Source organism: Glycomyces halotolerans, from assembly GCF_054779575.1.
Genome location: NZ_BAAGXZ010000022.1, coordinates 12,060 through 34,454, shown reverse-complemented (window position 1 = coordinate 34,454; position 22,395 = coordinate 12,060). Strand labels below are relative to the sequence as shown.

Sequence of the window (22,395 nt, the reverse complement as noted above, 5' to 3'; positions counted from 1 at the left end):
CCCCAGGTAGCGGTCCTGCATACCCACCTGACGGCCCCTACCTCGACCGAAACGACTCCACCGGGAACTCAAGCGTGACCGGCCGAGCTTCGCTTCAGCGGGTGGTCGCCAGCTGAAATGAAGGCTCGGAGCTCACCGGCACTATTTGAATAGCCCGGCTACGACACCGACCGCTGAGATGACCAGGCCGCAGGTCGCCACCTGTTGTGGAGCGCCGGTGAACCAGCCCCGGAACGCACTCTGGAACCGCTCAAGACCGACCAGCGCCTTGAAACGCTGCCACTTGTGCTGGCGGACCTTGCACCCTCCCAACAGTCCGGAGGTGTTGTTCCGGCAGTACCCCTTACCGCGGTTCTTCGCCCCGCACCAGGTTGGCGCTGCCAAGAGCATCCACAGCGCACTCAACGCGAACGCGCCTGACACCGCGATGGGACCGACATCTCGGGCGAAAAACAGCATCATCGCTCCGATCGGCAGAAGGTAGCTCCAGTGCTTGTAGAACGGTGATTTCCTACGAACCATGTCACCAGAAAGTAACGAACCTGGTCTGGTTGGTACGCCGATCGTTGTCGCACGTCATGGTGTGGCTGCGCTGGCGCTCAGCAGTGCCGCTGCAATCTCCGCCAACGACCCGCGCCCGCGGATATGCCAGTAAAGGGTGCCCCGGACCTGTTGGCTCTCAGAACCGGTGGCTTCTCTCCAGATCTTCTTGAAAAGTCCAGTGGGCGTGTAGAGCCGGCCGTCATAAGCCCACTTGAGGACTCTTCCCTTCCCTCCGGCCCAAGTGGCGAGGTTCCGAAGCGAGTCTGCCTTCAGCCATGTATCGAGCGCCGCGTGCTCCGAACGCTTCTGTAGACGTAGTTCGAGCGTTTCACCGACCGCGATCGCGTTGTGGTCGTTGATGATTTTGGTGGCCTTCGGCTGCTTGGACTTCGACGAGCTCGGCAACCTTGTCGGTGTCGGCATCGTGGCCTGGGGATGTTGGCGCGGAATTGAAGCCTTGGTGACCGCATCGAGCATGATCTGACGGATCTCATCTTCGGTCCGTCCGAGAACCTGGGCGGCGACGGTGGCGTACTGGTCCAGCGAAGGTATGGAAGTCCTGCTGCTCATGGCCCGATTGAAACCGAACCTGCTCTCATAGCGGAGCCGACGCGCTGACGACGTATCGAATCTCAGACGTTCGTTCACTCATGCTGACCGAAAGTAGGATTCCGTCTTTCAAATCATGCCGCCGGATCCGTGAAGAGAATTCGGTGCGGAAGAGCGGACCGGACCAGATGGCCCAGGCCGCTCAATACCAATCTGCAGGGGTGACAGTGTGCTGGTTCAGGACATAGGAAACGCATGTCTCGGGTCATAGGCAACATCTGGGTCATTGCCTGGGCATGTCGAAAGCTCGTCTGGCCATCACCGCTGTCATCATCGAGGGCTGGCTCCACCACGTCGGCATCGGGTGAACCTACGAGTGAACCCGCGTCGTCTTGATCGTTTCGGGCCTCGACATCCGCGTCGTCCATGCCGTCACCAGCGAGTTGATCAGGGAATTCGTCCTCGACCTCACCTGCGACTACCAGCCCACCGGCTGACCCAATGGATCTGCCCGCTGAAAAAGACGAACGGCCCGACCCGTCGCGGATTCGGACCATTTCCTATGTCCTGATACATCACATTGCAGGGGTGACAGGACTTGAACCTGCAACCTACGGTTTTGGAGACCGTTGCGCTGCCAATTGCGCCACACCCCTAAGCCAGGCCCGTTGCCCGGCCTGGCCGCAACCATCTTACGTGTCGGGCTCAGGCCGGTGCAACCGGGTAGGTTTCGGTGTCGGCCCTGGTCAGGACGCCGGAATCACCGAGCCGTCGGTCCAGGTCTGCTCGATGAACTCGCGGACCTCATCCGACTGGAGCAGTTCGGCGAGCTTCAGGACGTCCTCGTTGTCGGCGTTCGCGGCCGTGGTGACCAGGTAGTTCGCGTACGGGTTGTCCTCGGCGGACTCGCTGTAGAGGGCGTCCTCGGCCGGGCTGAGGTCGGCTTCGAGGGCGTAGTTGCCGTTGATGACGGCGGCGGCCACGTCCTCGAGGGTGCGCGGCAGCTGGGCCGCCTCGACCGGCACGAACTCCAGGTTCAGCGGATTGTCGACCACGTCGTCCTCGGTGGCGACGGTGACGTCCACGTTCTCGTCGAGCGCGATGAGGCCCGCGTCGGCGAGGAGCGCCAGCGCGCGTCCGCCGTTCGAGGGGTCGCCGGGGATGGCGACCTGGTCGCCCTCGGAGAGTTCCTCGATCGAGGACAGCGAGTGCGAGTACAGCGACAGCGGCTCGATGTGGACTGCGGCGACCTCGGTCAGCTCGGTGCCGCTCTGCCGGTTGAACTCTTCGAGGAACGGCAGGTGCTGGAAGTAGTTGGCGACGACTGAGCCGTCCTCGGTGGCCGGGTTGATCTGCTGGTAGTCGCTGAACTCCTCGATCTCGATGGTGAGGCCGGCGTCGGTCGCCAGTTCGTCGCTGACGAACTGCAGGATCTGCGCGTGTGGCACCGAAGTGGCGGCGACGGTCACGGTGCCGTCGGTCTCGGCCGGTGCTGCGGCGTCGTCGCCGCAGGCGGCGAGGGCCAGGACCGAAGCGGTGGCGGCGCCCACGAGGGCACGTCGATTGAACATGGTCGTCTCCTTACAAGGTGGAAATTGCGGTGTTGCCTAGCGGCGGTCGAGGGTGCGGGCGCACCGGTCGCCGAGGATTTGGAAGAGCTGGACGAGTACGACCAGGATGACCAGCGGCCAGATCATGTACTCGGTCTCGAAGCGCTGGTAGCCGTACCGGTAGGCCAGGTCGCCGAGGCCTCCGCCGCCGACGATCCCGGCCATGGCCGAGTACGAGACGACCGCCACGAGCGTCACGGTGAAGCCGCGGATGAGCCCTGGTGTCGCCTCGGGGAGCACCACGCGCCACACCAGTGCCGGCGTGGCGGCGCCCATCGAGCGGGCCGCCTCCACCAGGCCGGGCTGGACCTCGAGCAGTGAGGCCTCGACCAGGCGGGCGTAGAACGGGATCGCGGCCACCGCCAGCGGCACGATCGCCGCTTCGGTGCCGATCGTGGTCCCGGTGATCGCCCTGGTCAGTGGCACGATCGCGACCATGAGGATCACGAACGGGGCGCTGCGGCCGATGTTGACGGCCAGGCCGAGCGGGATGTTGACCGCCGGGAGTGTTCTGGGGCCGGGTCGCGAGGTGACGTAGAGCAGCACGCCGACGATGAGGCCGCCTGCGAGCGTCCAGGCGCCGGAGACGCCGACGATGTGCAGCGTTTCGAGGCCGGCCTCGTACAGGTGGTCGCTGAGGCGGTCGTTCATCGGACCGCCTCCTCGCCCAGCAACCGGGCGGCCAGGCGTCGGGCCGATCCGCCGAGACGGGATTCGGGGTCGGCCAGCAGTTCGGGGACCGGGCCGGTCTCGATGAACCTGCCGTGTTCCATGACGGCGGCGCGGTGGCAGATGCGGGTGATGACCTCGAGTTCGTGGGTGATGAGCAGGATGGTCAGACCGAGCTCTCGATTGAGTTTCGCGAGCAGTTCGAGGATCTCGTCGGTGGTGTCGGTGTCGAGCGCGCTGGTGGCCTCGTCGGAGAGCAGCACCGCTGGTCCGGCGGCGAGCGCCCGCGCGATGGCCAGGCGCTGGCGCTGCCCGCCGGAGAGTTGGCCGGGGTAGGCGCGGGCCTTGTCGGCGAGGCCGACGAGGTCGAGCAGTTCGACCGCGCGGGTCCGCCGCTCGGCGCGCGGCCGTCCGGCGAATCGCAGCGGCAGGGCCACATTGGAGGTCGCGTTGCGGTTGGACAGCAGGTTGAAGTGCTGGAAGATCATGGCCGTGTTCGCGCGGGCGCGGCGCAGCGCCCGTCCTGACAGCGTGGTGAGCTCGGCGCCGTCGACGGTCACGGTGCCCGCGTCGGGCTTGGTGAGGAGGTTGACGGTGCGCAGGAGCGTGGACTTGCCGGCGCCTGAGCGGCCGAGGACGCCGAAGATCTCACCGGGCTGGATGTCGAGGTCGACCCGGTCGAGGGCGGTGAGGTCGCCGAAGCGCTTGGTAACGCCGGACAGGCGTATGGCGGGATCGGGCATGGGAGGATCAGTCGCTTTCGCTGTGGGTGGTCTGCCGCTTCGGGGCGCGGCGGATCGGGGGCCCTCAGCGAGCGCACATTCGGCAGCACGAAGCGGCGGCGCGCTGGGCGTCGCGGCTGGGGTTCGTGGGCTGCCTGTTCACAGTCGCCAAGTGAAACAGGTGAACGGCGCCGGTCCAAGCTTCTGTGACCAACGCCAAGCACCCTCGGGCGGCGGACTCTGAGATAGGGTCTGGCCATGACTGTTGCGACGATTCCCGCCCCGGCGTTCGCGATCGAGACGTTCCGCCTCGACAACGGGCTGCGAGTGGTCCTCGCTCCGGACCCGGGCGCGCCGGTGGTCGGGGTGACCGTGGTCTACGACGTCGGCATGCGAAGCGAGCCCGAGGGTCGCACCGGATTCGCCCACCTGTTCGAGCACATGATGTTCCAGGGATCCCACAACGTCGGCAAGGCCGAGCACATGCGCCACGTGCAGTCGGCCGGCGGGACGTTCAACGGCTCGACCCACATCGACTACACCGACTACTTCAACCTGCTCCCGGCCAACGGCCTGGAACTGGCCCTGTTCTTGGAGGCCGACCGGATGCGCGGCCCGGCCATCACCGTCGAGAACCTCGAGAACCAGGTCAGCGTCGTCAAAGAGGAGATCCGGGTCAACGTCCTCAACCGCCCCTACGGCGGTTTCCCCTGGCTCAGGCTCCCGCCGGTCATGTTCGACACCTTCCCCAACGCCCACGACGGCTACGGCTCCTTCGGGGACCTGGAGGCGGCCACCGTCGAGGACGCGCAGGGCTTCTTCGACGCCTATTACCCGGCCTCGAACGCCGTGCTCTCCGTCGCCGGCGACTTCGACGTCGCCACGGCCCGCGACCTGGTCGACAAGCACTTCGCCGGCATCGAGGCGCGCCCGGCTCCGATTCACCCGCCGTTCGACGAGCCGGATCCGACCGCGGAACGACGCGAGTCCTATGTCGACCCGCGCGCGACGCTGCCGGCCGTGGCGCTCGCCTGGCGCGTGCCCGACCCCGTCAGCGAGCTGACCGGCTTCCTTCCGTACGTCGTCCTCGGCGAACTGCTCACCGACGGCGACGCCTCCCGACTGGTCGAGCGCCTGGTCCACCAGGACCGCAGCGCCACCGCCGTGGCCGCCCACGCCACCTTCATGGCCGAGCCGTTCGCCTCGCGCGGCCCCACGGCGCTGCTGGTCCAGGCGTTCCTGCCGCCGTCCACCGACGTCGACACCGTCCTGGCCACCGTCCAGGAGGAACTGGCCCGCATCGCCGAAGGCGTCGACGAGGCCGAGCTCGGCCGCGTCAAGGCCCGCGTCGCCGCCCAGATGCTCCGCAGCGACGACTCGGTGATGGGCCGCTCGAGGCGCCTGGCCACCGCCGAGGTCTTCCACGGAGACGCCACCGTGGCCACCCGCTTCGCCGCCATGCTCGGCGAGGTCACCGCCGAATCCGTATCGCAAGCAGCCGCCACGATGACGCCGCAGCGCCGCGCCGTCCTCGAAGTCGTTCCGGGAGGAAACCAGTGAGCACCGCCGTACCCGGCCTCGCACCCGAAGTCCCGCTCGCGCTGCCCACGCCGGTCGAGCGCGTCCTGCCCAACGGGCTCGAGGTCACACTGGTGCGCAGGCCCGGCGTCCCGCTGGCGGAGGTGCGCCTGTCGATCCCGGCCGCCCACGCGGACCTGGCCGTGGCCGACGTCCTCGCGGCGGCGCTGTTCTCCGGCACCGAGTCCTCGTCGATGACGCGGATCGCCCAACGGCTCCAAGGCGTGGGCGGCAGCCTGCACGCCGGGGCCGACCCCGACCGCATCGCCGTGTCCGGCAACGGCCTGGCCAGCGGTCTCGACGAGCTGCTCGACATCCTCGGCGAGGTCCTCTCCGCCGCCGACTACCCCGAAGCGCCGCTGTCGGTCGAGCAGGCGCGGATCATCGACGGACTGTCGGTCGCCGAGCAGCAGCCCGAATTCCAGGTCAGCCGCGCCCTCGACGCCCGCCTGTGGGGCGACCACCCCTACGGGCACCAGCAGCCGACCGCCGCAGAAGTCGCCGCAGTCGACCGAGACGCCGTGGTCGACCTGCACCGCAACCGCGTCCACCCGGCCGGAGCCCGGCTCATCATCGTCGGCGACATCGAACCCGACCAGGTCATCGGCTACGTCGAGAAGTCCCTGGGCGGCTGGAACGGCGCGAGCGGGGCGAGCCGGATGGAGCCGCTGCCGCCGGTCGACCCGGGCCCGATCGTGCTCACCGACCGGCCCGGCTCGGTCCAGTCGGCCATCCGCCTGGCCTACCCGGCCGTCGAACGCACGCACCCCGACAACGCCGCCCAGCACCTGGCCAACCTCATCTACGGCGGCTACTTCACCTCCCGACTGGTGATGAACCTGCGCGAGACGAAGGGCTACGGCTACTCGCCTAGATCCAGAGTGGACCACTCGCCGGCCGGTTCCTTCCAGCTCACCAGCGTCGACGTCGCCACCGAGGTCACCGCCCCGGCGCTCGCCGAAATCGTCGCCGAGCTGCGCGGCATGGCCGAGAACCCGCCCGGGGACGAAGAGCTCGACCTGGCCCGCCGCTACGCGCTCGGCTCGGTCAAGCTCGCCACCGCCACCCAGTCAGGCGTCGCCAACTACACCTCGGCGCTGGCCTCCTGCGGCCTGCCGCTGGCATGGCTCGCCGAGCACTCCGAGCGGCTGCGCCAGGTCACCCCGGCCGACATCAAACGGGTCGCCGCCGAACGCATGAACCCCGAAGGGGCGGTCACCGTGATCCTCGCCGACGGCGGCGAGGTCTCCGAGACCCTCTCCGCGACCTCACCGATCGAGGTGCGATGATCCATCCGCCCTTGGCGGTCGACGCGCTCGACCGCTGCGCCGAACACCGCTGGGACCCCGACTGGATCGCCGAGGCCTGGGAACGGGCGCAGGTCGTCGTCTGCGACCCGGTCAACGACCGCATCCGCGGCGACGAGGACGGCCTCCAGTACTTCGACGCCGCCACCGCCCCGCAGGGCCGCAGGATCTACCTCGGCGGGGAGGACCCGCCGGTGTTCGCCGTCATCGCCGACGCGGTCGAAGGCCTGCCGACGCGTCACATCAGCGGCGAATGGGACGAACGCGACCTGGCCGTGGCCGTGCAGGCCACCGCGATGGCCAACTGGCACGACACCTACCGGCACCACCCGACCACCGGCGAACCGCTCGAACCCGAGCAGGCCGGCTGGGAGCTGGCCGGATCGACCGGCAGGCCGATCTTCCCGCGCACCGACCCGGCGGTCATCGTCCTCATCGACGACGGCGCCGACCGCGTCCTGCTGGGCCGGCACCGCCGCTACGGCGCCAAAGGCCGCTACGCGTGCATCGCCGGATTCGTCGAGCCGGGCGAGTCGGCAGAGGCCGCGGTCCACCGGGAGGTCGCCGAGGAGACCGGCATCAAACTCGATTCGCTCTCGTATGTCTCGAGTCAGCCGTGGCCGTATCCGCGCTCGCTCATGCTCGCCTACCGTGCCAGCGCCGACGCCGGCCAGCAGATACGGCTGCAGGACGACGAGCTGAGCGACGCGCGCTGGTTCGACCGCGACCAGGTGCGTCAGATGTGGATCGACACCGCCGCGACCACGCCGAGCGCGGTGCGGATATCGGTGGCGCGGTTCTTGATCGAACGCTGGCTCCAGGAGTCTTAGGCCGAGGCCCCGGCCAGTTCCGGCGGCTCTTCGGCGTTGACGCGCCGCCCGGCCACCGCCCGCTGAGCGGTGAAGACGCCCGCGATGACGACCAGGCCGCCGAGGATCTGGGGCACCGTGAGCGCTTCACCGAGCATCGCCCAGGCCGCCAGCGCCGCGACCACGACCTCGGCGTAGCCGATCGCGCCGGCCACCGGTGCCGCCAGGAACCGCAGTCCGGTGAGCCCGAGGGCGTAGGCCACGGCCGTGGACGCGATGAGCGCGATGAGGCCGGCCAGGCTCGAGGTGTCCTGGCCCAGCAGTGTCACCCGGTTCGCCAGCGCGGACCAGTCCAGCGCCCACGGCGCGGCCAGGGGCGCGAGGCTGATCGCGCCGACGGTGAAGCCGATCGCCAACAGCAGCCTCACGTCCACTTTGGCCGACAGGCGTTCGCCGTTGAGGAAGTAGGTGGCCTGGCAGGCCGCCGCGGCCGAACCGGCCAGCAGGCCGATCGCGTCGAGCCGCAGCCCGGCCCAGATTTCGACGACGATGCACAGCCCGACGATGCTCAGCAGCGCGCCGATGACGGCGGGCCGGGGGAGCGGGGCCCGGCGCACGAACTTGATCCAGGCGACCACGACGATGGGGCCCATGAACTCCAGCAGGAGCGCGATGCCGACCGGGAGGCGTTCGACGGCGATGAAGTAGAAGGCTTGGACGCCGGCGATCGCTGTGAGTCCGAACAGCGCCAGCGCTGCGAAGGGCGGGCGCGGGCCGTGGCCCCGGGTTCGCATGAGCGGCGGGATCGCCGCGATGACGGCGAGCGCGCCGACGCCGACGATGCGCAGCCATGTCACTTGGATCGGTGTCAGCCCGGACTGGATGACGACCTTCCCGAAGGAGCCGCAGACGCCGAAGAACACCGACGAGAGGAGGATGAGGGCGACGCCGAGCGTGGCGCGGGTGGAGGACATGGGGCGGCTCCCAGGATGCTCGAACCGGGCGGGGACGGGAACGGCGGCCTCGGCGCGGACCTGAACGGTCCAGCGGTCCGAGGGCGTCGCCCGGAGGGTCGAAAAAAGGCCCGGGACGGATCCATCCCGGGCCTGAATGCTTGGCTGCCACCCCTCGAAGCAGCCAAGCAAGCTTGACGACTCAACTATAGAGCATGTTAGCGGCTCTGTGTCCTAAGCGTGACCATAGTCTCGACATGTGGCACACGTCAAGCCCCTAGCTTGGCTTTTACCTGCGCGAGCGAAGGATTCGTCAGCGCCGAACCGTCATCGAACCGCAACGTTGGCACCGTCTGGTTGCCGCCGTTGACCCCCATGACCCACTCGGCCGCCTCCGGGTCCTCCTCGATGTTGACCTCTTTGAAGAGAATGCCCTCGGAGTCCATGCCCATCTTGAGGCGCCTGCAGAATCCGCACCAGGTCGTGCTGTACATGGTGATCATCGGTTCCTCCTTCGTCACCGACCCCAACGCTCCGCGACGGCCGCGCATTCCCGGTACGGGAGGCGGCGATGGTGGCGACCGCCACACCGGCGCCGCGACGAGGCGGTCGCCCTGTCGCAGCGTTCTGCCACACTGTCGGGGTGACTTCGCGCGATCAGGAACTGGACGCTCTGCTGGCCGGCCTCGACCCTGAACAGCGCGAGGCGGTGACCGCCGATCCGGGCCCGGTGTGCATCCTCGCCGGCGCCGGCACCGGCAAGACCCGCGCGGTCACGCACCGGATCGCCTGGCGGGTGCTGCGCGGCGACATGCGCGGCCAGCACGTCACCGCCGTGACCTTCACCGCGCGGGCCGCGGGGGAGATGCGAGACCGGCTCCGCGGGCTCGGCGTCACCGGCGTCAACGCCAGGACCTTCCACTCCGCGGCGCTGCGGCAGCTGCGCTACTTCGGCGCCCGCCGCTTCGGCGGCCAGATCCCCGAACTGGCCGACTCGACGCTCAAGTTCATCGGCATCGCCGCCGCCCGCGCCGGCTTGCAGACCTCCCGGGCCAAGAACTTCGACCTCGCCACCGAGATCGAATGGGCCGCCTCGTCCTTGATCGGCCCCGACGACTACGTCGGCTCGATCGCCCGACTCGGGCGCGAGGCGCCCGCCGACCCGGCCGACGTCGCGAAGGTCTACGCCGCCTACATCGACGCCAAACGGCGGGCGGGGGTCATGGACTTCGCCGACGTGCTCGCCCACACCGCCGACATGATCGCCGAGGACGAGACCGCCGCCGACCGCATCCGCAGCCAGTACCGCTTCTTCGTCGTCGACGAGTACCAGGACGTCACGCCGCTGCAGCAGCGGCTGCTCGACGCCTGGATGGGCGATCGCGACGACCTCACCGTCGTCGGCGACGCGAGCCAGACCATCTACTCCTTCACCGGCGCCACCTCGCGGTTCCTGCTCGACTTCTCCCGCCGCCACCCGGAGGCGACCCTGGTGCGGCTGGTGCGCGACTACCGCTCCACCCCGCAGGTGGTGGGCCTGGCCAACCAGATCATCGCCGAGTCCCGCGGCCGCGAGGCGGCCATGCGTCTGGAGCTGATCGGGCAGCGGCCCGACGGCCCCGAGGTCTTCGCCGAGACGTTCAAGGACGAGGCCGAAGAGGCCGACATGGTCGCGCGCCGCTGCTCCCAGCTCATCGCCGACGGCACCGGTCCCTCGGAGATCGCGGTGCTGTACCGCACCAACGCGCAGTCCCAGGCATATGAAGAGGCGCTGGCCTCCTACGGGGTTCCGACCGTCGTCACCGGCGCGGCGCGGTTCTTCGACCGTCCCGAGGTGCGTCAGGCGGTCGTCGCGCTCCGCTCGGCGGTGAAGACCGAGATCGGCTCGATGCCGTTGGCCGAGGCGGTGCCGGCCGCGCTGGAGGCGATCGGCTGGCGGCCCGACGCCGCGCCTTCGGGTGGCGCGCAACGCGAGCAGTACGAGGCGGTCTCGGCCCTGGCCGGCCTGGCCGAGCAGTATGAGGACGCGACGCTCGAGGAGTTCTGCGCCGAGCTGGGTCGCCGCGCCTCCGACCAGCATGCGCCCGCGGTCGAGGGTGTGACCCTGGCGAGCCTGCACTCGGCCAAGGGCCTGGAGTGGGACGCGGTCTTCCTCGTCGGCCTGGCCGACGGCACGCTTCCGACCACCTTCGCGCGGACCGACGCGGCCCAGGAGGAGGAACGCCGACTGCTCTATGTGGGCATCACCCGCGCCCGGCGGTGGTTGCAACTCTCCTATGGACTCGCGCGCAACCCCGGTGGACGCGAACGCAAGCTCAGCCGTTTCCTGGCGCCGCTGAACCTCGGCGGCTTCCCGCGGGCGCCCGAGCCGAAGTCGCAGGTCAAGCGCGAACGTGGGCGTAAAGCGACCAAGACGCTCAACTGCTCGGGCTGCGGCAAGCCCCTCACCGACGCCCGCGATCGCAAGCTCGGGCACTGCCCCGACTGTCCGGCGACAATGGACGAAGAGTTGTTCGAACGCCTCCGCGAGTGGCGCGTCGCGGTCGCCAAGGAGGGCGGCAAGCCGGCCTTCACCGTCTTCACGGATGTGACCTTGATCGCGATCTCAGAGCGTTGTCCGGCATCTGACAGCGAGCTCGCCTCCCTCCACGGCATCGGAAAATCCAAATTGGATAAGTACGGTCCAGCAGTATTGTGCCTGGTCAACGGCGGCTCTGTCGACGACGCGATCGCCCTCACCCACGGAGGCGACTGAGAGTGGAAACCGGTGCCAAAAACTTTCTTCAGCGAGTCGCAGAAAAAGGCGTTGCGTTTCGTGGGACGGCGGGCGTAGCGTTGCCGATGCCGGGGTGAGGTCTGCGCCTCACACCGACACGAGGAGATGAACCCATGGATTCCACGGATCGCGAAAGGAGGAACGGACGGATGTTGACTGAGAACTTCGATGGCAACCGGAGCGCACACGCGCTGCCGGTCGTTGCCGTCTATTGCCAGCTCCTGCCCGTTACCGCCTCGGTTCGTGGGACCAGTGTGCCCGCTGTCGAAACCGGAACCGGAACCGGCGAGGGCATCACGAACCACATCGCCGATATGGGCGGCGTCGCGTTCATCGAGGGTGTTTGGCGTGGATCCGAGACCGGTCTGCTCAATGACACGGCTCAGCCGCGCCACGACCTCAAGAAGCGTCACGGCGCCACCCGCGGGAGACCACCTCGAGAACATCTGAGGGGCTTATACAAGCCCGATCGGACCTCTCGAGGCCGCGACTCCCGAACCGGGATCGCGGCCTTTTTCGTTGGCATCAGCCAGGTCGCGACACCCGAAAACCAGCGACAGCACAAGACGAGACAGATCGCGAAGCAATTGAGTCCTCAAGAAACACGAATGCGACCAGTCGAGATGCCGATCGAAATGAGAGAGGAGAGCGAGCTCATGACCGACACCCTCATCGGGCCGGAGCTCCGTGAGCAGGCGTTCGAGGTGGGCAGCGACCTGCCCTGCCGTGAGTACGACGCCGACCTGTGGTTCTCGGAGTCCCCGACCGAGCTCGAGTTCGCCAAGGCCCTGTGCACCGACTGCCCGGTGCGCGTCGAGTGCCTCGCCGGGGCGCTGGAGCGCCACGAGCCGTGGGGCGTCTGGGGCGGAGAGATCTTCGAGAAGGGCGGCGTCGTCGCCCGCAAGCGGCCGCGCGGACGTCCCCGCAAGGACGCCGCCGCCGTCGAGCAGGCCGCGCAGGCCGAGCTCGAGGCGCGGACCGCCGAACTCGCGCTGGCGGGGGTGAATGTGTCGTGACGGTCGATTACCTGAGCCGCCACCTCAAGCGTGACGTCGGTGAGCAAGACCTCGGACTTCCGATGCGGGAGGTCGAGGCGGGCCGAGTCGTGAGCTCGGCGAACCTGCTGTTCGGTCGCGTCGCGCGCATCCGGATGCGGAGTCTGTGGAAGGAAGCCGGGCATTCGAGGCTTTGAACCCGCTTCGAATGCGTTGGCAAGGGGCCCGTCCCACTGGGACGGGCCCCTTTTCGTTCATCAGTCGTCGGTCACCGCGGTGCGGTCGTCCTCGCCCGGGTCGGCGAAGCCCGGCAGCCACTCCTCGAGGATGTCGCGCCAGCGGCCCCTCGCGCCGAGCTGGCACAGCACCCCGATCGAACCCATCGTGACCCGGTGGATCAGCAGATAGGACGGCGGAAAGCTCAGCTGCTTGCCGAGCTGGTAGGCCTCGGAGTGCTGGTTGGTCAGTCGGGTGCTCTCCTTGCGCAGCCATTCCCGCGAGAACTGGAACTCCTCGCTCCCCAGCGGCTCCAGCATCGGCAGCAGGAAGTCGAGCATCGCCGGAGCGTCGATCTCCAGGTCCTGAGGGACGAAGCCCTCGCCGCGCAGGCCCTCGACCACTTCCTCGGCCTTGCCCTCGAGCGTCAGCTTCGTCAAACGCCCCACCTGGACCGGCATGCCCCCGGGCATCCGCGCCACCGCCCCGAAGTCGTAGACGATGAGCCTGCCGTCGTCGCTCAGCGCGAAATTGCCCGGGTGCGGGTCGGCGTGCAGCAGCTCGGCTCGTTTCGGCGCCGAGAAGTGCAGCGTGGTCAGCAGCACTCCGGCGCGGTCGCGCATCTCGGGGGTGCCCTCGGCGATCACTTCTGCGATGGGAGTGCCCGAGATCCACTCGGTGACCAGCACCTCGGGGCCGGCGTGGACGACCTCGGGCACGAGGATCCCCGCATCGCCCCGGTAGGCGTCGGCGAAGCGGCGCTGCGTATCGGCTTCCAGCTCGTAGTCCAGCTCTTCCATCAGCCGCTCCCGCAGCTCCACGGTGAGCTTCTTGACGTCGAAGTTCGGCTGGAGGACCTTGAACAGCGGCGCCATGCGCGCCAGCTGCCGCAGGTCCGACCGCAGCGCGTCGCCCGCGCCGGGGTACTGGATCTTGACGGCGACTTCGCGGCCGTCGTGCCACACCGCGCGGTGCACCTGCCCGATGCTGGCCGCGGCGGCCGGATGGTCGTCGAAAGACGCGAACAGCTCGCGCCATGCCTCGCCGAGCTGCCGTTCCATCACGCGGTGGACGCTTGAGGCCGGCAGCGGCGGCGCGGCGTTCTGCAGCCGGGTCAGCGCCTGCCGGTACGGCGCGGCCAGGTGCTCGGGGAGCGCGGCCTCGAAGATCGACAGTGCCTGCCCGAGCTTCATCGCCCCGCCCTTGAGCTGCCCCAGCACGCTGAACAGGTGCTCGGCGGTGCGGCGCTGCGCCTGTTCGCCGAGGATCTCGTCGGCCAGGCCGGTGACCCGCTTGCCGAAGCCGACCGTCGCGCGCCCCGCCAGTCCCAGCGGCAGCGACGCGAGTTTCATACCGCGCGAGAAGGCGCGGCGCGGTAGGTCATCGCTGGAATGGGTGTTTCCATGCCTGTCGCTCACGTTGCCAATGCTCTCACGCTGGGAGCAGGTTTCGCTCCCCGCGCACGGGGGAGCCTGGAGACATACGGGTCCCCCGCGTGGGTGAAGCGGCGCGGCGGGGCTTACACACGTGAAATATGTGGCATTCTGAGGCCGATCGGTTGCACAGCGTGACCGCCTCAAGCAAGGGGGAGACCAGTGGCTCAAGCTACCGAGACCTACAACGGCTATTGCGTCAAGTGCCGGCAGAAGCGCGACTTCGAAGGCCATGTGGTCGTGTCGGACTCCGGCCGCCGGATGGCCAAGGGGACGTGCCCGACTTGCGGCACCAAGATGAACCGGATTCTCGGCAAGGACTCGTGACGCGGGGTCGGGAGGCGTCGACCCCTCGCCGAATTCCGCATCGTGGGAATCTGGCGAGGGGATTTTCGTGATGTTCTCGAAGCTTCCCACATAATCGCGACTCTGGTGCTATGCGACTGTCACCCCGAGGGATTACTGTGCGTTCATGGCGCGCAAAGTCCATCCCCCCGTTGAAGTGCGGCGCTCACCTCGCCGCCGTGCCACCGTGTCGGCCTACGAAGAACGAGGCCGGGTCGTCGTCATGATCCCCGACGCCTTCTCCGAGTCCGAGGAGCGCGAGTGGGTCAAGCACATGCTCGAACGGCTCCGCCGCCGCCAGGCCCGCGACGGCCGCGCGAGCGACGCCGCGCTGAAGGCGAAGGCCGTCCGGCTCGCCAAGCGCTACTATCCCGACCATCCCCAATGCGCCTCGCCGGTCAGCGTCCGCTGGGTCGACAACCAGCAGCGCCGGTGGGGATCGTGCACCCCCGACGACGGCACGATCCGGCTCTCGCGCCGGCTCGTCATGATGCCGTCGTGGGTCATCGACTACGTCCTGCTCCACGAACTGGCCCACCTGGTCCACCCCGACCATTCACGGCCGTTCTGGGACCTTGTCGGGCGCTACTCCAAGGCCGAGCGGGCCCGCGGCTACCTGGAGGGCGTAGCCGACGCCGAAGCGGTCTGACCGGCGCTACTTGTCGTCCTTGTCGTCGTTCTCGTTGTTCTCATCGTCCTCGGTCTCGTCGCCCTCCGGCGGCGTCGGGTCGTTGACCGCGAGCTGGTCGAACATCGACATGTCGAGGTCGCCGAGCGCCTCCGAGACGGTCGCGAACCCCTCGGGGTGCTCCAGGTCGGCCGCACCGGGCATCAGGTCCGGGTGCCCCCAGACGGCCTCGCGCCCCTCGATGCCGCGGGCCTCTCCCAGCGCCCGCCACAGTCGGGTAGCCGCCCGCACCTTCGCCGGGTCGAGCTGCAGGCCCACCAGGGCCTCGAACGTCTGCTCGGCGGGTCCGCCGCTTGCGCGCCGCCGCCGGGCCGACTCCAGCAGCCGGTCCATCGTCGGCAGCCGCTCGCCGGCGGCCTCGGCCACCACGACGTTGATCCAGCCGGTCACCAGCGCCAGCGCCGTGGCCAGACGCGACAGCGCGGCCTTCTGCTGGTCGGTGTCCTCGGGCTTGAAGACCTCGCTGAGGTCGAGGGTCGCCGCGGCCTCGGGGTCGGTCGGATCGAGGTCCGACATGGCCTCCTCGATGGCCGACTCGTCGATGCGGATCTCACGGGCGTAGGCCTCGAGCGCGCCCAGCAGGTGCGAGCGCAGCCAGGGCGCGTGCGTGTACAGCCGGTGGGTCGCCGCCTCGCGGAGCGCGACGAACAGCCGCACCTCCTCGATCGGCAGCTCCAGGCCCTCGGCGTAGGTCGTGAGGTTGCCCGGCAGGAGCGCCGCGACACCGGTCTTGCCCAGTGGCAGACCGACCTCGGTCGAGGAGAGCACCTCACCGGCGAGTTTCGCCAGCGCCTGGCCCATCTGAGCGCCGAACAGCGCCGAGCCGACGCCTTTCATCAGGTCGGCCATCGGGCCGAGCATCCCGGACATCTCCTCGGGGACCAGCGTCTGCATCGCCTCGCCCATCTGGGCGGCGAGCGGTTCGGCCAGCTGCTTCCACGACTCCTCGGTCTGCGCGATCCACTGCTTGCGGGTCCAGGCGTCGGTGGCCGTGACCCCCGACGGCCAGTCGGTGGCGCCGTCGAGCCACAGGTCCGCCAAGCGCACGGCCTCGGAGACCGCGGCCTGGTCGGCCGGGCCGACGGTGTTCTCGGTCTCCAGCTCGGATTCGGCGAGTTGCTTCGCCAGCTGCCAGTTGACCGGCCCTGACGACAGCGACTGCGCCATCATCTGCTGGAGCTGCTGCATCATCTGCTGCACCCGTGGATCGTTCGGGTCGGGCAGGTCGCCGCCCAGGTTGCCGAAACCGAATGGAATGTCGGAGCCCATGGGCCAACCGTACGTCAGAGATTCCCAGGAACACCACGGGCTGCCGCTCTCCCCGCCGCGTGTCCGCTGACGGCTGAACCGAGCACACGCTGCCGTTGCCATGCTGCGCTTTCTGGCTTCATGGCCGGAAGCCCACATGGCTTGCGCCCTGTAGGCTTCCGGCCATGAAGAGGCGCGGAATCACGGTCTTGCTCGGCGCGGCGCTGGTGGCCCTGCTGACCTGGCAGTCGCTCTCGATGGACGTCGCGTATGTGGCGATGGGGCCCGGCCCCACCGAGGACGTCTTGGGCGTCACCGTCGATGAGGACGAGGTCGAGCACCAGATCATCACCGCCGATGAGGGCTATGAGACCTCCGGCGAGCTGCGGTTGACCACCGTCCGGGTCAAGCAGAGCGTCACTTTGGCGCAGGCGCTGCGCTACTGGATGTCCGACGAGCACGCCATCATTCCCCGGGACCTGGTCTATCCGCCCGACCAGACTCAGGAGGAGATCAGCGCCGAGCAGGAAGCGGACTGGGTCGAGTCCCAGTCCAACGCCGAGCAGGCCGCCCTGGCCTATCTCCAGCAGCCCGCCGTCGTCAACGTCGTCTCCGACGGCGGTGGTCTCTTCGAAGGCGACGTGATCCTCGAGGTGGCCGGGACCCCCGTCGAGAACCTCGAGCAGCTGCAGGGTTTCGCCGACAGCGAAACCACCGTCGTGGTCGAACGCGACGGCGAGAAGACCACCGTCGAGGGCGTCGACCTCTCCCGAGCGAATCTGGAGCTCGTCCGCGAGGACCCCTACGGCGTCGAGATCGACACCGAGGCGCTCGACATCGGCGGGCCCTCGGCCGGCCTCATCTTCGCCCTCGGCATCGTCGACCGGGTCACCGAGGAGGACCTGGTCGACGGCATGGAGGTCGCCGGCACCGGTGAGATCGACCCCCAGGGGAACGTCGGAGGCATCGGCGGGATCCAGCAGAAGATCCGTGCCGCGAGCGAGGAGGGCGCCGACATCTTCCTCACTCCCGCATCGAACTGTCCGGACGCCGTTTCCGCAGCGCCCGACGACATGACTATTGTCAGAGTGGAGACCCTCGCCGACGCAGTCGCGGCGCTCCAGTCAGTATCCGCGGGCGAGGAAGCCCCGACCTGCTGAGCCGATTGAGCTCGAAGACCGACAAAGGAGTTGCTTAGAGTGGCGAACCGGACGCCCACGCCCCCACGGATGAGCCGACGAGGACGCTACGTGCTGATTCTCCTCGTGGGCGCCATTGTGCTGTTGTCAGTGCTGGGATGGCTGGTCAGTCTCCGCACCAACTATCTGTGGTACGACTCGGTCGATTACACGACCGTCTTCTCGACGATGATGTGGACCCGCATCGGCCTGTTCGGGATCTTCACACTCGCCATGGCGGCCTGGACGGGACTCAACCTCTTCCTCGCCTGGCGTTTCCGCCCCGACACCTGGCCGGCGACCGCCGAGCAGGAGGGCCTGGAGCGCTATCGGGAGCTCATCTCCCCGCGCGCCGGCTGGTGGATCGCCGGGGTCGCCGCCGTCGTCGGGGTCTTCGCCGGCATGTCGGCCCAGAGCCGCTGGGAGAGCTGGCTGCTGTTCAGCAATGGCGGCGAGTTCAACTGGGAGGACCCCGTCCTGAACATGGACGCGGGCTTCTACGTCTTCCGCCTGCCGTTCTGGGAGTTCCTCATCGGCTTCGGCTTCGCGGCCGTGGTCGTCGGCATCCTCGCTTCGCTGGGCGCCTACTACCTGTACGGGGCGCTGCGCTTCTCCGGCCAGGGCGAGCGCATGACCAACGTCGCCCGGATCCACCTGTCGGTCCTGGTGGCCCTGTTCCTCGGCATGAAGGCCGTGGCCTACTACTTCGACCGGTTCGACTTCACCACGCAGCAGAACGAGGTCACCAACATCGTCGGCGGCGGCTACACCGAGATGACCGCCCTGATGAACGCGAAGAACGCCCTGATCTGGGTGTCGGTCATCGCCGCCGTGGTGATCCTGGTCTTCTCGTGGGGCTTCACCAGGTCGCTCGCTCTGCCCGGCGCCGCCCTCGGCCTGGTGGTGGTCACGGCCATCGCCGCCGGCGGCATCTACCCGGCCGTGGTCCGCAACTTCCAGGTCGAGCCCAACCGCCCGCAGCGGGAGGGCCCGTACGCGCAGTACACGATCGACGGCACCCGCTACGCCTACGGCATGCAGGACCTCGAGCAGGAGACGTACTCGGTCGCCTCGAGCCCGGACGCCGAGCAGTTGGAGACCGACACCGGAACGGTGCCGTACACCCGCCTGATCGACCCGTTCATCGTCTCGGACGCGTTCACGCAGCGCCAGCAGCCGCGAAGCTTCTACGACTTCAACGACAAGCTCGACATCGACCGGTACACCTACACCAACGACGAGGGCGAGACCGTCACCGAGGACTTCGTGGTCGGTCTGCGGGAACTCAACCCCGAGCAGCTGACCGGTGAACAGCAGGACTGGACGGTGCGGCACACCGTCTACACGCACGGCTGGGGCTTCGTCGCGGCCTCCAGCACCCGCAACTGCAACGGCGGCCCGTTCTTCATGAACGGCGTCATGCGCTCCGACGACTCCGAGGCCGGACAGTGCGAGGCGACCGACGACTTCCTCGAGGTCGAGCAGCCGCAGATCTACTACGGCCTGCTGAACAACGACTACGCGATCGTGGGCGCGCCCGAAGGGGAGACGCCCCGCGAGTACGACCGGCCGGCCGACATCTCGGTGACCACCGAGGACTCCGACGATCCCGAGGCGGAGGAGCGCGGCTCCGACCGCTACACCACCTACCAGGGCGGCGGCGGCGTCGACATCGGCTCGCTGACCACGCGCCTGCTCTACGCCTGGGAGTTCCAGGAGCCGCGCTTCCTGCTGTCCGACCAGGTCAACGAGGAATCGCAGCTGCTGTACAACCGGAACGTCCGTGACCGCGTCCAAGCGGTCGCCCCGTTCCTCACCATCGAGACCGACCCGTATCCGGCGGTGGTCGACGGCAATGTCGTCTGGATCGTCGACGGCTACACGACGGCGAACAACTTCCCGTACTCCGACCGGGTCAACCTGGCCGAGGCGACCAACGACACCTACTCGGGTCAGGGCGTGGCCAGCCAGTCGGCCGACCAGGTGAACTACATCCGCTCGTCGGTCAAGGCCGTGGTCGACGCCTACGACGGTTCGGTGACGCTCTACGAGTTCGACCAGGAGGACCCGATCCTCCAGACGTGGAACGAGATCTACGGCGGCGACCTGGTCGTCCCCAAGGAGGAGACGCCGGCCGAGCTGGCCGAGCACTTCCGCTACCCGCAGGACCTGTTCAAGGTCCAGCGGGAGATCCTGCAGCGCTACCACGTCGACGAGTCGCGGACGTTCATCGAGGGCGGCGAGGCCTGGGCGAAGCCCGAGGACCCCTCGCAGGGGCAGAGCGTGCCGCAGCCGGCCTATTACGTGTTCGCGCAGTATCCGAGCCAGGAGACCTCGCACTTCCAGCTCACCAGCACGTACACGCCGCGGAACCGTGAGAACGCCCTGGCGAGCCTCATGACCGGCTACTACGACGAGGACGGCGCTCCGCAGCTGGTGATCTACGACGTGGCCGGAGGCGACGACCAGTCGGTGGGCCAGGTGCACCAGATCATCACCTCGACCACGGACGTGGCCGAGGAGCTCAGGCTCTTCCAGCAGCAGGGAACCACTGTGGACTGGGGGAACCTGCTGGCGCTGCCGGTGGGCGACGGCATCCTCTACATGGAGCCGATGTACCTGCGCCGCCAGTCCGGCGGCGAAGGCACGACGCTGCCGCTGCTCAGGCGCGTCGCGGTCAGCTACGGCGGTTACGTCGGCTACGCGCCGAGCTTCGAGGAGGCGGTCGACTCCGTCGTCGAGCAGTACGTCGCCGGCGCGCCGACCGCGGCCGAGGAGATCGACGAGGAGACCGGCGAAGAGCCGACCACCGATCCGACCGAGGAACCGACCGACGAGGCGCCCACCACGGAGGCGCCGGCCGGTGGCGATACCCCCGAGGTCGCCGAGGCGATCGACGAGGTCCTCGCCGCCCAGGAGGCCTACGAGCAGGCTCAGGCCGACGGCACCAACGAAGAGATCGGCCGGGCTCTGGACGAGCTGTTCCGGGCGCTCGACCGGTTGGAGGCGGCCCGAGCGGCCGCCGGCGAGTAGACGAGCGGACGAACCGGGAGGCGCCCGGCGGCGATCATTCGCCGTCGGGCGCCTTCGTCTGTTCGGACTCGTTCTTGCACGATTCGGCGTCGGCCGCGCGCTCGACGGTCAGCTCCACGGTCGACTCCGGCTGGACGCTGCTGCCGCCGGGCGGTGACTGCCGCACGACGCCGCAGCGGTGGTCGCCGTCGCCGGTGTAGGCGACCTCGGGGGAGAGGCCGGCCTCCTCGACACGCTGGCGCGCGTTCGGCTCCGACTGGCCGGTCACGTCGGGGACGGCGACCGTCTGCTCTTCGGTCGGTGACGGCGATGCGGTCGGGCTCGCCGTGCCCGTGGCGCCGGCGCTCGGTTCGAGTCCTCGGCTCGTCGCCGTCGGCTCGGCGCGGTCGCGCTCCGACCGTTCGGACGCGGACGTCTCCGACCGGCTGGAGGGCGCACTGGTGCTTCCGGGTTCGATGTCGGCCTCCTCGGCGGGGATGGTCCCGCCGTCCTGGCTGCGCACCTGGGTGTTCCCGCCCTCGAGCTGACCTGAGGGCAGCGGGCGGGCGCCGAGCCCGTCGCTCCAAGGGCTGGCCCAGGTCACCGCCGCGGCCGTGACCAGGGCCGCGAGCGTTCCTCCCACGGCCGCCCACATGCGGCGGCGCCGCGGCGTCGCGGGTCGCTCCGGAGGGGCCACGGTGCCGAGGTCGACGAGTGCGGGCGAAGCCGACGGCAGAGCGTCCGGTCCGGTCTCGACCGGCCGCTCCCGCTGGACGAGCGTGGTCGGCGTCGCCCCGTCCTCGGTGAGCGCCGCCCTGACCTGCCTGCAGGCCCCGGCGAACGCGGCCGCGTCGGGCCAGCGCGCCGACGGGTCCTTCTGCAGGGCGCGCGTCACGATGGCGACGACGTCGCGCGGCACGTCGGCCGGCAGCGGCGGCGGGGCGTTGCGCAGGTGTGCAGAGAGCACCCCGAGCGGGGTGTCGGCTTTGAACGGCGGCGACCCGGCCAGGCACTGGTGGGCCACCACGCCCAGCGAGTACAGGTCCGACGCGGTGGTGAGATTCTCCCCTGCGGCCTGTTCCGGAGACATGTACGTGACCGTGCCCAGCACCACGCCGGTGGTGGTGAGGGTGAGGTTGTGGCCGGCGCGGGCGATGCCGAAGTCCACCAGCACGACCGTGCCGTCGTCGCGGACGAGGATGTTGCCGGGCTTGATGTCGCGGTGCACGATCCCGGCCGAGTGGGCCGCCTGCAGGGCCTCGGCGACGCCGCCGACGATGCGCATCGCGTCGTCGGGCGGGAGCCTGCCCCACAGCCCCAGCAGCCGCGACAGCGGCTTGCCGTCGATGAATTCCATGATGAGGTAGGCGATCTGGGCCTCGCCGTGGTCGATCTCGCCGTAGTCGTAGACCTCGACGATCCCCGGCCCCTTCATCAAGGCGATCGCGCGGGCTTCGCGGCGGAACCGCTCGCGGAACCCACGGTCGTCGACCAGGTCGGCCAATAGGATCTTCACGGCGACGGTGCGCCACAGCGTCGTGTCGGTCGCTTCCCAGACATCACCCATGCCGCCGCCGCCGACGCGGCGTTCGAGACGGTATCGGCCGTCCAGGACGTCGCCTGCCTTGAGGTTGCGCGTGCTCAGCATCCGGCGGCTTTCCCCTTCACGGCGAAGCTTGCGAGCTTGAATTCGCCTTCACGGCGAAGCTTGCGAGCGGTAAATTCGCCTTGAGTCCGATCTTCTCTAAAGGGTTAACGACCGGG

At 68.8% G+C, this 22,395-nt stretch carries 20 protein-coding genes and 1 tRNA gene; 10 read left to right on the top strand and 11 right to left on the bottom strand.

What is annotated here, in order from left to right; all coding sequences use genetic code 11:
• Positions 1-141: 141 nt before the first annotated feature.
• The 6 genes from ACYVL2_RS16580 to ACYVL2_RS16555 form a co-directional block, all read right to left on the bottom strand.
• A complete protein-coding gene (locus tag ACYVL2_RS16580; protein WP_460545322.1) occupies positions 142-522 on the bottom strand; it encodes a hypothetical protein in 381 nt (126 codons plus the stop codon).
• A gap of 54 nt (positions 523-576) precedes the next feature.
• The gene (locus tag ACYVL2_RS16575; protein WP_460545320.1) at positions 577-1,113 is read right to left on the bottom strand and encodes a hypothetical protein; all 537 of its coding nucleotides are present in this window, start codon (positions 1,111-1,113) and stop codon (positions 577-579) included.
• Positions 1,114-1,675: 562 nt separating this feature from the next.
• Positions 1,676-1,748, bottom strand: a tRNA-Trp gene (locus ACYVL2_RS16570).
• 90 nt (positions 1,749-1,838) lie between these two features.
• Positions 1,839-2,663 carry a MetQ/NlpA family ABC transporter substrate-binding protein gene (locus ACYVL2_RS16565; protein WP_460545318.1) on the bottom strand — a complete coding sequence of 275 codons (825 nt, stop codon included), beginning with the start codon at positions 2,661-2,663 and terminating at the stop codon, positions 1,839-1,841.
• A gap of 36 nt (positions 2,664-2,699) precedes the next feature.
• Complete coding sequence (locus ACYVL2_RS16560; RefSeq protein WP_460545316.1) at positions 2,700-3,353, bottom strand: methionine ABC transporter permease; 654 nt, start codon at positions 3,351-3,353, stop codon at positions 2,700-2,702.
• Positions 3,350-4,114, bottom strand: a complete 765-nt coding sequence (locus tag ACYVL2_RS16555; RefSeq protein WP_460545314.1) for a methionine ABC transporter ATP-binding protein — start codon at positions 4,112-4,114, stop codon at positions 3,350-3,352. The genes ACYVL2_RS16560 and ACYVL2_RS16555 overlap by 4 nt, the downstream gene beginning before the upstream one ends.
• Before the next feature lie 237 nt (positions 4,115-4,351).
• Here ACYVL2_RS16555 and ACYVL2_RS16550 point away from each other — a divergent pair, with 237 nt between their 5' ends.
• Genes ACYVL2_RS16550 through nudC form a run of 3 tightly spaced genes read left to right on the top strand, consistent with a single transcriptional unit; the run spans position 4,352 to position 7,808 of the window.
• Positions 4,352-5,653, top strand: a complete 1,302-nt coding sequence (locus ACYVL2_RS16550) for a M16 family metallopeptidase (protein WP_460545312.1) — start codon at positions 4,352-4,354, stop codon at positions 5,651-5,653.
• Positions 5,650-6,960: a M16 family metallopeptidase gene (locus tag ACYVL2_RS16545; protein ID WP_460545310.1), complete on the top strand. Its 1,311-nt coding sequence runs from the start codon at positions 5,650-5,652 to the stop codon at positions 6,958-6,960. Before ACYVL2_RS16550 ends, ACYVL2_RS16545 begins: the two co-directional genes overlap by 4 nt.
• On the top strand, positions 6,957-7,808 hold the full coding sequence (nudC, locus tag ACYVL2_RS16540) for an NAD(+) diphosphatase (RefSeq protein ID WP_460545308.1): 852 nt from the start codon (positions 6,957-6,959) through the stop codon (positions 7,806-7,808). The genes ACYVL2_RS16545 and nudC overlap by 4 nt, the downstream gene beginning before the upstream one ends.
• On the opposite strand, the gene ACYVL2_RS16535 is transcribed toward nudC, so the two are convergent.
• Positions 7,805-8,761 carry an EamA family transporter gene (locus tag ACYVL2_RS16535; protein ID WP_460545306.1) on the bottom strand — a complete coding sequence of 319 codons (957 nt, stop codon included), beginning with the start codon at positions 8,759-8,761 and terminating at the stop codon, positions 7,805-7,807. The two genes, nudC and ACYVL2_RS16535, sit on opposite strands and share 4 nt — an antisense overlap.
• Before the next feature lie 248 nt (positions 8,762-9,009).
• The gene (locus tag ACYVL2_RS16530; protein ID WP_460545303.1) at positions 9,010-9,243 is read right to left on the bottom strand and encodes a thioredoxin domain-containing protein; all 234 of its coding nucleotides are present in this window, start codon (positions 9,241-9,243) and stop codon (positions 9,010-9,012) included.
• 68 nt (positions 9,244-9,311) lie between these two features.
• Here ACYVL2_RS16530 and ACYVL2_RS16525 point away from each other — a divergent pair, with 68 nt between their 5' ends.
• The 3 genes from ACYVL2_RS16525 to ACYVL2_RS16515 all read left to right on the top strand — a co-directional run bounded on the left by ACYVL2_RS16525 (position 9,312) and on the right by ACYVL2_RS16515 (position 12,708).
• On the top strand, positions 9,312-11,495 hold the full coding sequence (locus tag ACYVL2_RS16525; RefSeq protein WP_460545301.1) for an ATP-dependent DNA helicase UvrD2: 2,184 nt from the start codon (positions 9,312-9,314) through the stop codon (positions 11,493-11,495).
• Between the two features lie 677 nt (positions 11,496-12,172).
• The gene (locus ACYVL2_RS16520; protein WP_460545374.1) at positions 12,173-12,532 is read left to right on the top strand and encodes a WhiB family transcriptional regulator; all 360 of its coding nucleotides are present in this window, start codon (positions 12,173-12,175) and stop codon (positions 12,530-12,532) included.
• A complete protein-coding gene (locus ACYVL2_RS16515; protein ID WP_460545299.1) occupies positions 12,529-12,708 on the top strand; it encodes a hypothetical protein in 180 nt (59 codons plus the stop codon). Before ACYVL2_RS16520 ends, ACYVL2_RS16515 begins: the two co-directional genes overlap by 4 nt.
• A 60-nt stretch (positions 12,709-12,768) precedes the next feature.
• On the opposite strand, the gene ACYVL2_RS16510 is transcribed toward ACYVL2_RS16515, so the two are convergent.
• Positions 12,769-14,079: an ABC1 kinase family protein gene (locus ACYVL2_RS16510; protein ID WP_460545372.1), complete on the bottom strand. Its 1,311-nt coding sequence runs from the start codon at positions 14,077-14,079 to the stop codon at positions 12,769-12,771.
• A 243-nt stretch (positions 14,080-14,322) separates the two neighbouring features.
• On the opposite strand from ACYVL2_RS16510, the gene ACYVL2_RS16505 reads away from it, so the two are divergent.
• Entirely contained in the window at positions 14,323-14,487 is a 165-nt protein-coding gene (locus tag ACYVL2_RS16505; RefSeq protein WP_460545296.1) for a DUF5679 domain-containing protein, read from the top strand.
• Positions 14,488-14,632: 145 nt separating this feature from the next.
• Positions 14,633-15,154 (top strand): M48 metallopeptidase family protein, encoded by a 522-nt coding sequence (locus ACYVL2_RS16500; RefSeq protein ID WP_460545295.1) that lies wholly within the window; start codon positions 14,633-14,635, stop codon positions 15,152-15,154.
• Between the two features lie 6 nt (positions 15,155-15,160).
• On the opposite strand, the gene ACYVL2_RS16495 is transcribed toward ACYVL2_RS16500, so the two are convergent.
• Complete coding sequence (locus tag ACYVL2_RS16495; protein WP_460545293.1) at positions 15,161-16,462, bottom strand: zinc-dependent metalloprotease; 1,302 nt, start codon at positions 16,460-16,462, stop codon at positions 15,161-15,163.
• Between the two features lie 164 nt (positions 16,463-16,626).
• Between ACYVL2_RS16495 and ACYVL2_RS16490 the strand changes: the two genes are divergently transcribed.
• Positions 16,627-17,601, top strand: a complete 975-nt coding sequence (locus ACYVL2_RS16490; RefSeq protein ID WP_460545291.1) for a YlbL family protein — start codon at positions 16,627-16,629, stop codon at positions 17,599-17,601.
• A 90-nt stretch (positions 17,602-17,691) separates the two neighbouring features.
• Entirely contained in the window at positions 17,692-20,652 is a 2,961-nt protein-coding gene (locus ACYVL2_RS16485; RefSeq protein ID WP_460545289.1) for a UPF0182 family membrane protein, read from the top strand.
• Between the two features lie 34 nt (positions 20,653-20,686).
• Here the strand turns inward: ACYVL2_RS16485 and ACYVL2_RS16480 are convergent, their stop codons facing one another.
• A complete protein-coding gene (locus tag ACYVL2_RS16480; RefSeq protein ID WP_460545287.1) occupies positions 20,687-22,279 on the bottom strand; it encodes a serine/threonine-protein kinase in 1,593 nt (530 codons plus the stop codon).
• Positions 22,280-22,395: the final 116 nt, after the last annotated feature.

Bases quoted from the DNA above. Each gene is read 5' to 3' on its own strand.
- ACYVL2_RS16580 (WP_460545322.1), bottom strand. From the start codon at position 522: ATGGTTCGTAGGAAATCACCGTTCTACAAGCACTGGAGCTACCTTCTG.
- ACYVL2_RS16575 (WP_460545320.1), bottom strand. From the start codon at position 1,113: ATGAGCAGCAGGACTTCCATACCTTCGCTGGACCAGTACGCCACCGTC.
- ACYVL2_RS16565 (WP_460545318.1), bottom strand. From the start codon at position 2,663: ATGTTCAATCGACGTGCCCTCGTGGGCGCCGCCACCGCTTCGGTCCTG.
- ACYVL2_RS16560 (WP_460545316.1), bottom strand. From the start codon at position 3,353: ATGAACGACCGCCTCAGCGACCACCTGTACGAGGCCGGCCTCGAAACG.
- ACYVL2_RS16555 (WP_460545314.1), bottom strand. From the start codon at position 4,114: ATGCCCGATCCCGCCATACGCCTGTCCGGCGTTACCAAGCGCTTCGGC.
- ACYVL2_RS16550 (WP_460545312.1), top strand. From the start codon at position 4,352: ATGACTGTTGCGACGATTCCCGCCCCGGCGTTCGCGATCGAGACGTTC.
- nudC (WP_460545308.1), top strand. From the start codon at position 6,957: ATGATCCATCCGCCCTTGGCGGTCGACGCGCTCGACCGCTGCGCCGAA.
- ACYVL2_RS16535 (WP_460545306.1), bottom strand. From the start codon at position 8,761: ATGTCCTCCACCCGCGCCACGCTCGGCGTCGCCCTCATCCTCCTCTCG.
- ACYVL2_RS16530 (WP_460545303.1), bottom strand. From the start codon at position 9,243: ATGATCACCATGTACAGCACGACCTGGTGCGGATTCTGCAGGCGCCTC.
- ACYVL2_RS16525 (WP_460545301.1), top strand. From the start codon at position 9,312: ATGGTGGCGACCGCCACACCGGCGCCGCGACGAGGCGGTCGCCCTGTC.
- ACYVL2_RS16520 (WP_460545374.1), top strand. From the start codon at position 12,173: ATGACCGACACCCTCATCGGGCCGGAGCTCCGTGAGCAGGCGTTCGAG.
- ACYVL2_RS16510 (WP_460545372.1), bottom strand. From the start codon at position 14,079: ATGAAACTCGCGTCGCTGCCGCTGGGACTGGCGGGGCGCGCGACGGTC.
- ACYVL2_RS16500 (WP_460545295.1), top strand. From the start codon at position 14,633: ATGGCGCGCAAAGTCCATCCCCCCGTTGAAGTGCGGCGCTCACCTCGC.
- ACYVL2_RS16495 (WP_460545293.1), bottom strand. From the start codon at position 16,462: ATGGGCTCCGACATTCCATTCGGTTTCGGCAACCTGGGCGGCGACCTG.
- ACYVL2_RS16490 (WP_460545291.1), top strand. From the start codon at position 16,627: ATGAAGAGGCGCGGAATCACGGTCTTGCTCGGCGCGGCGCTGGTGGCC.
- ACYVL2_RS16480 (WP_460545287.1), bottom strand. From the start codon at position 22,279: ATGCTGAGCACGCGCAACCTCAAGGCAGGCGACGTCCTGGACGGCCGA.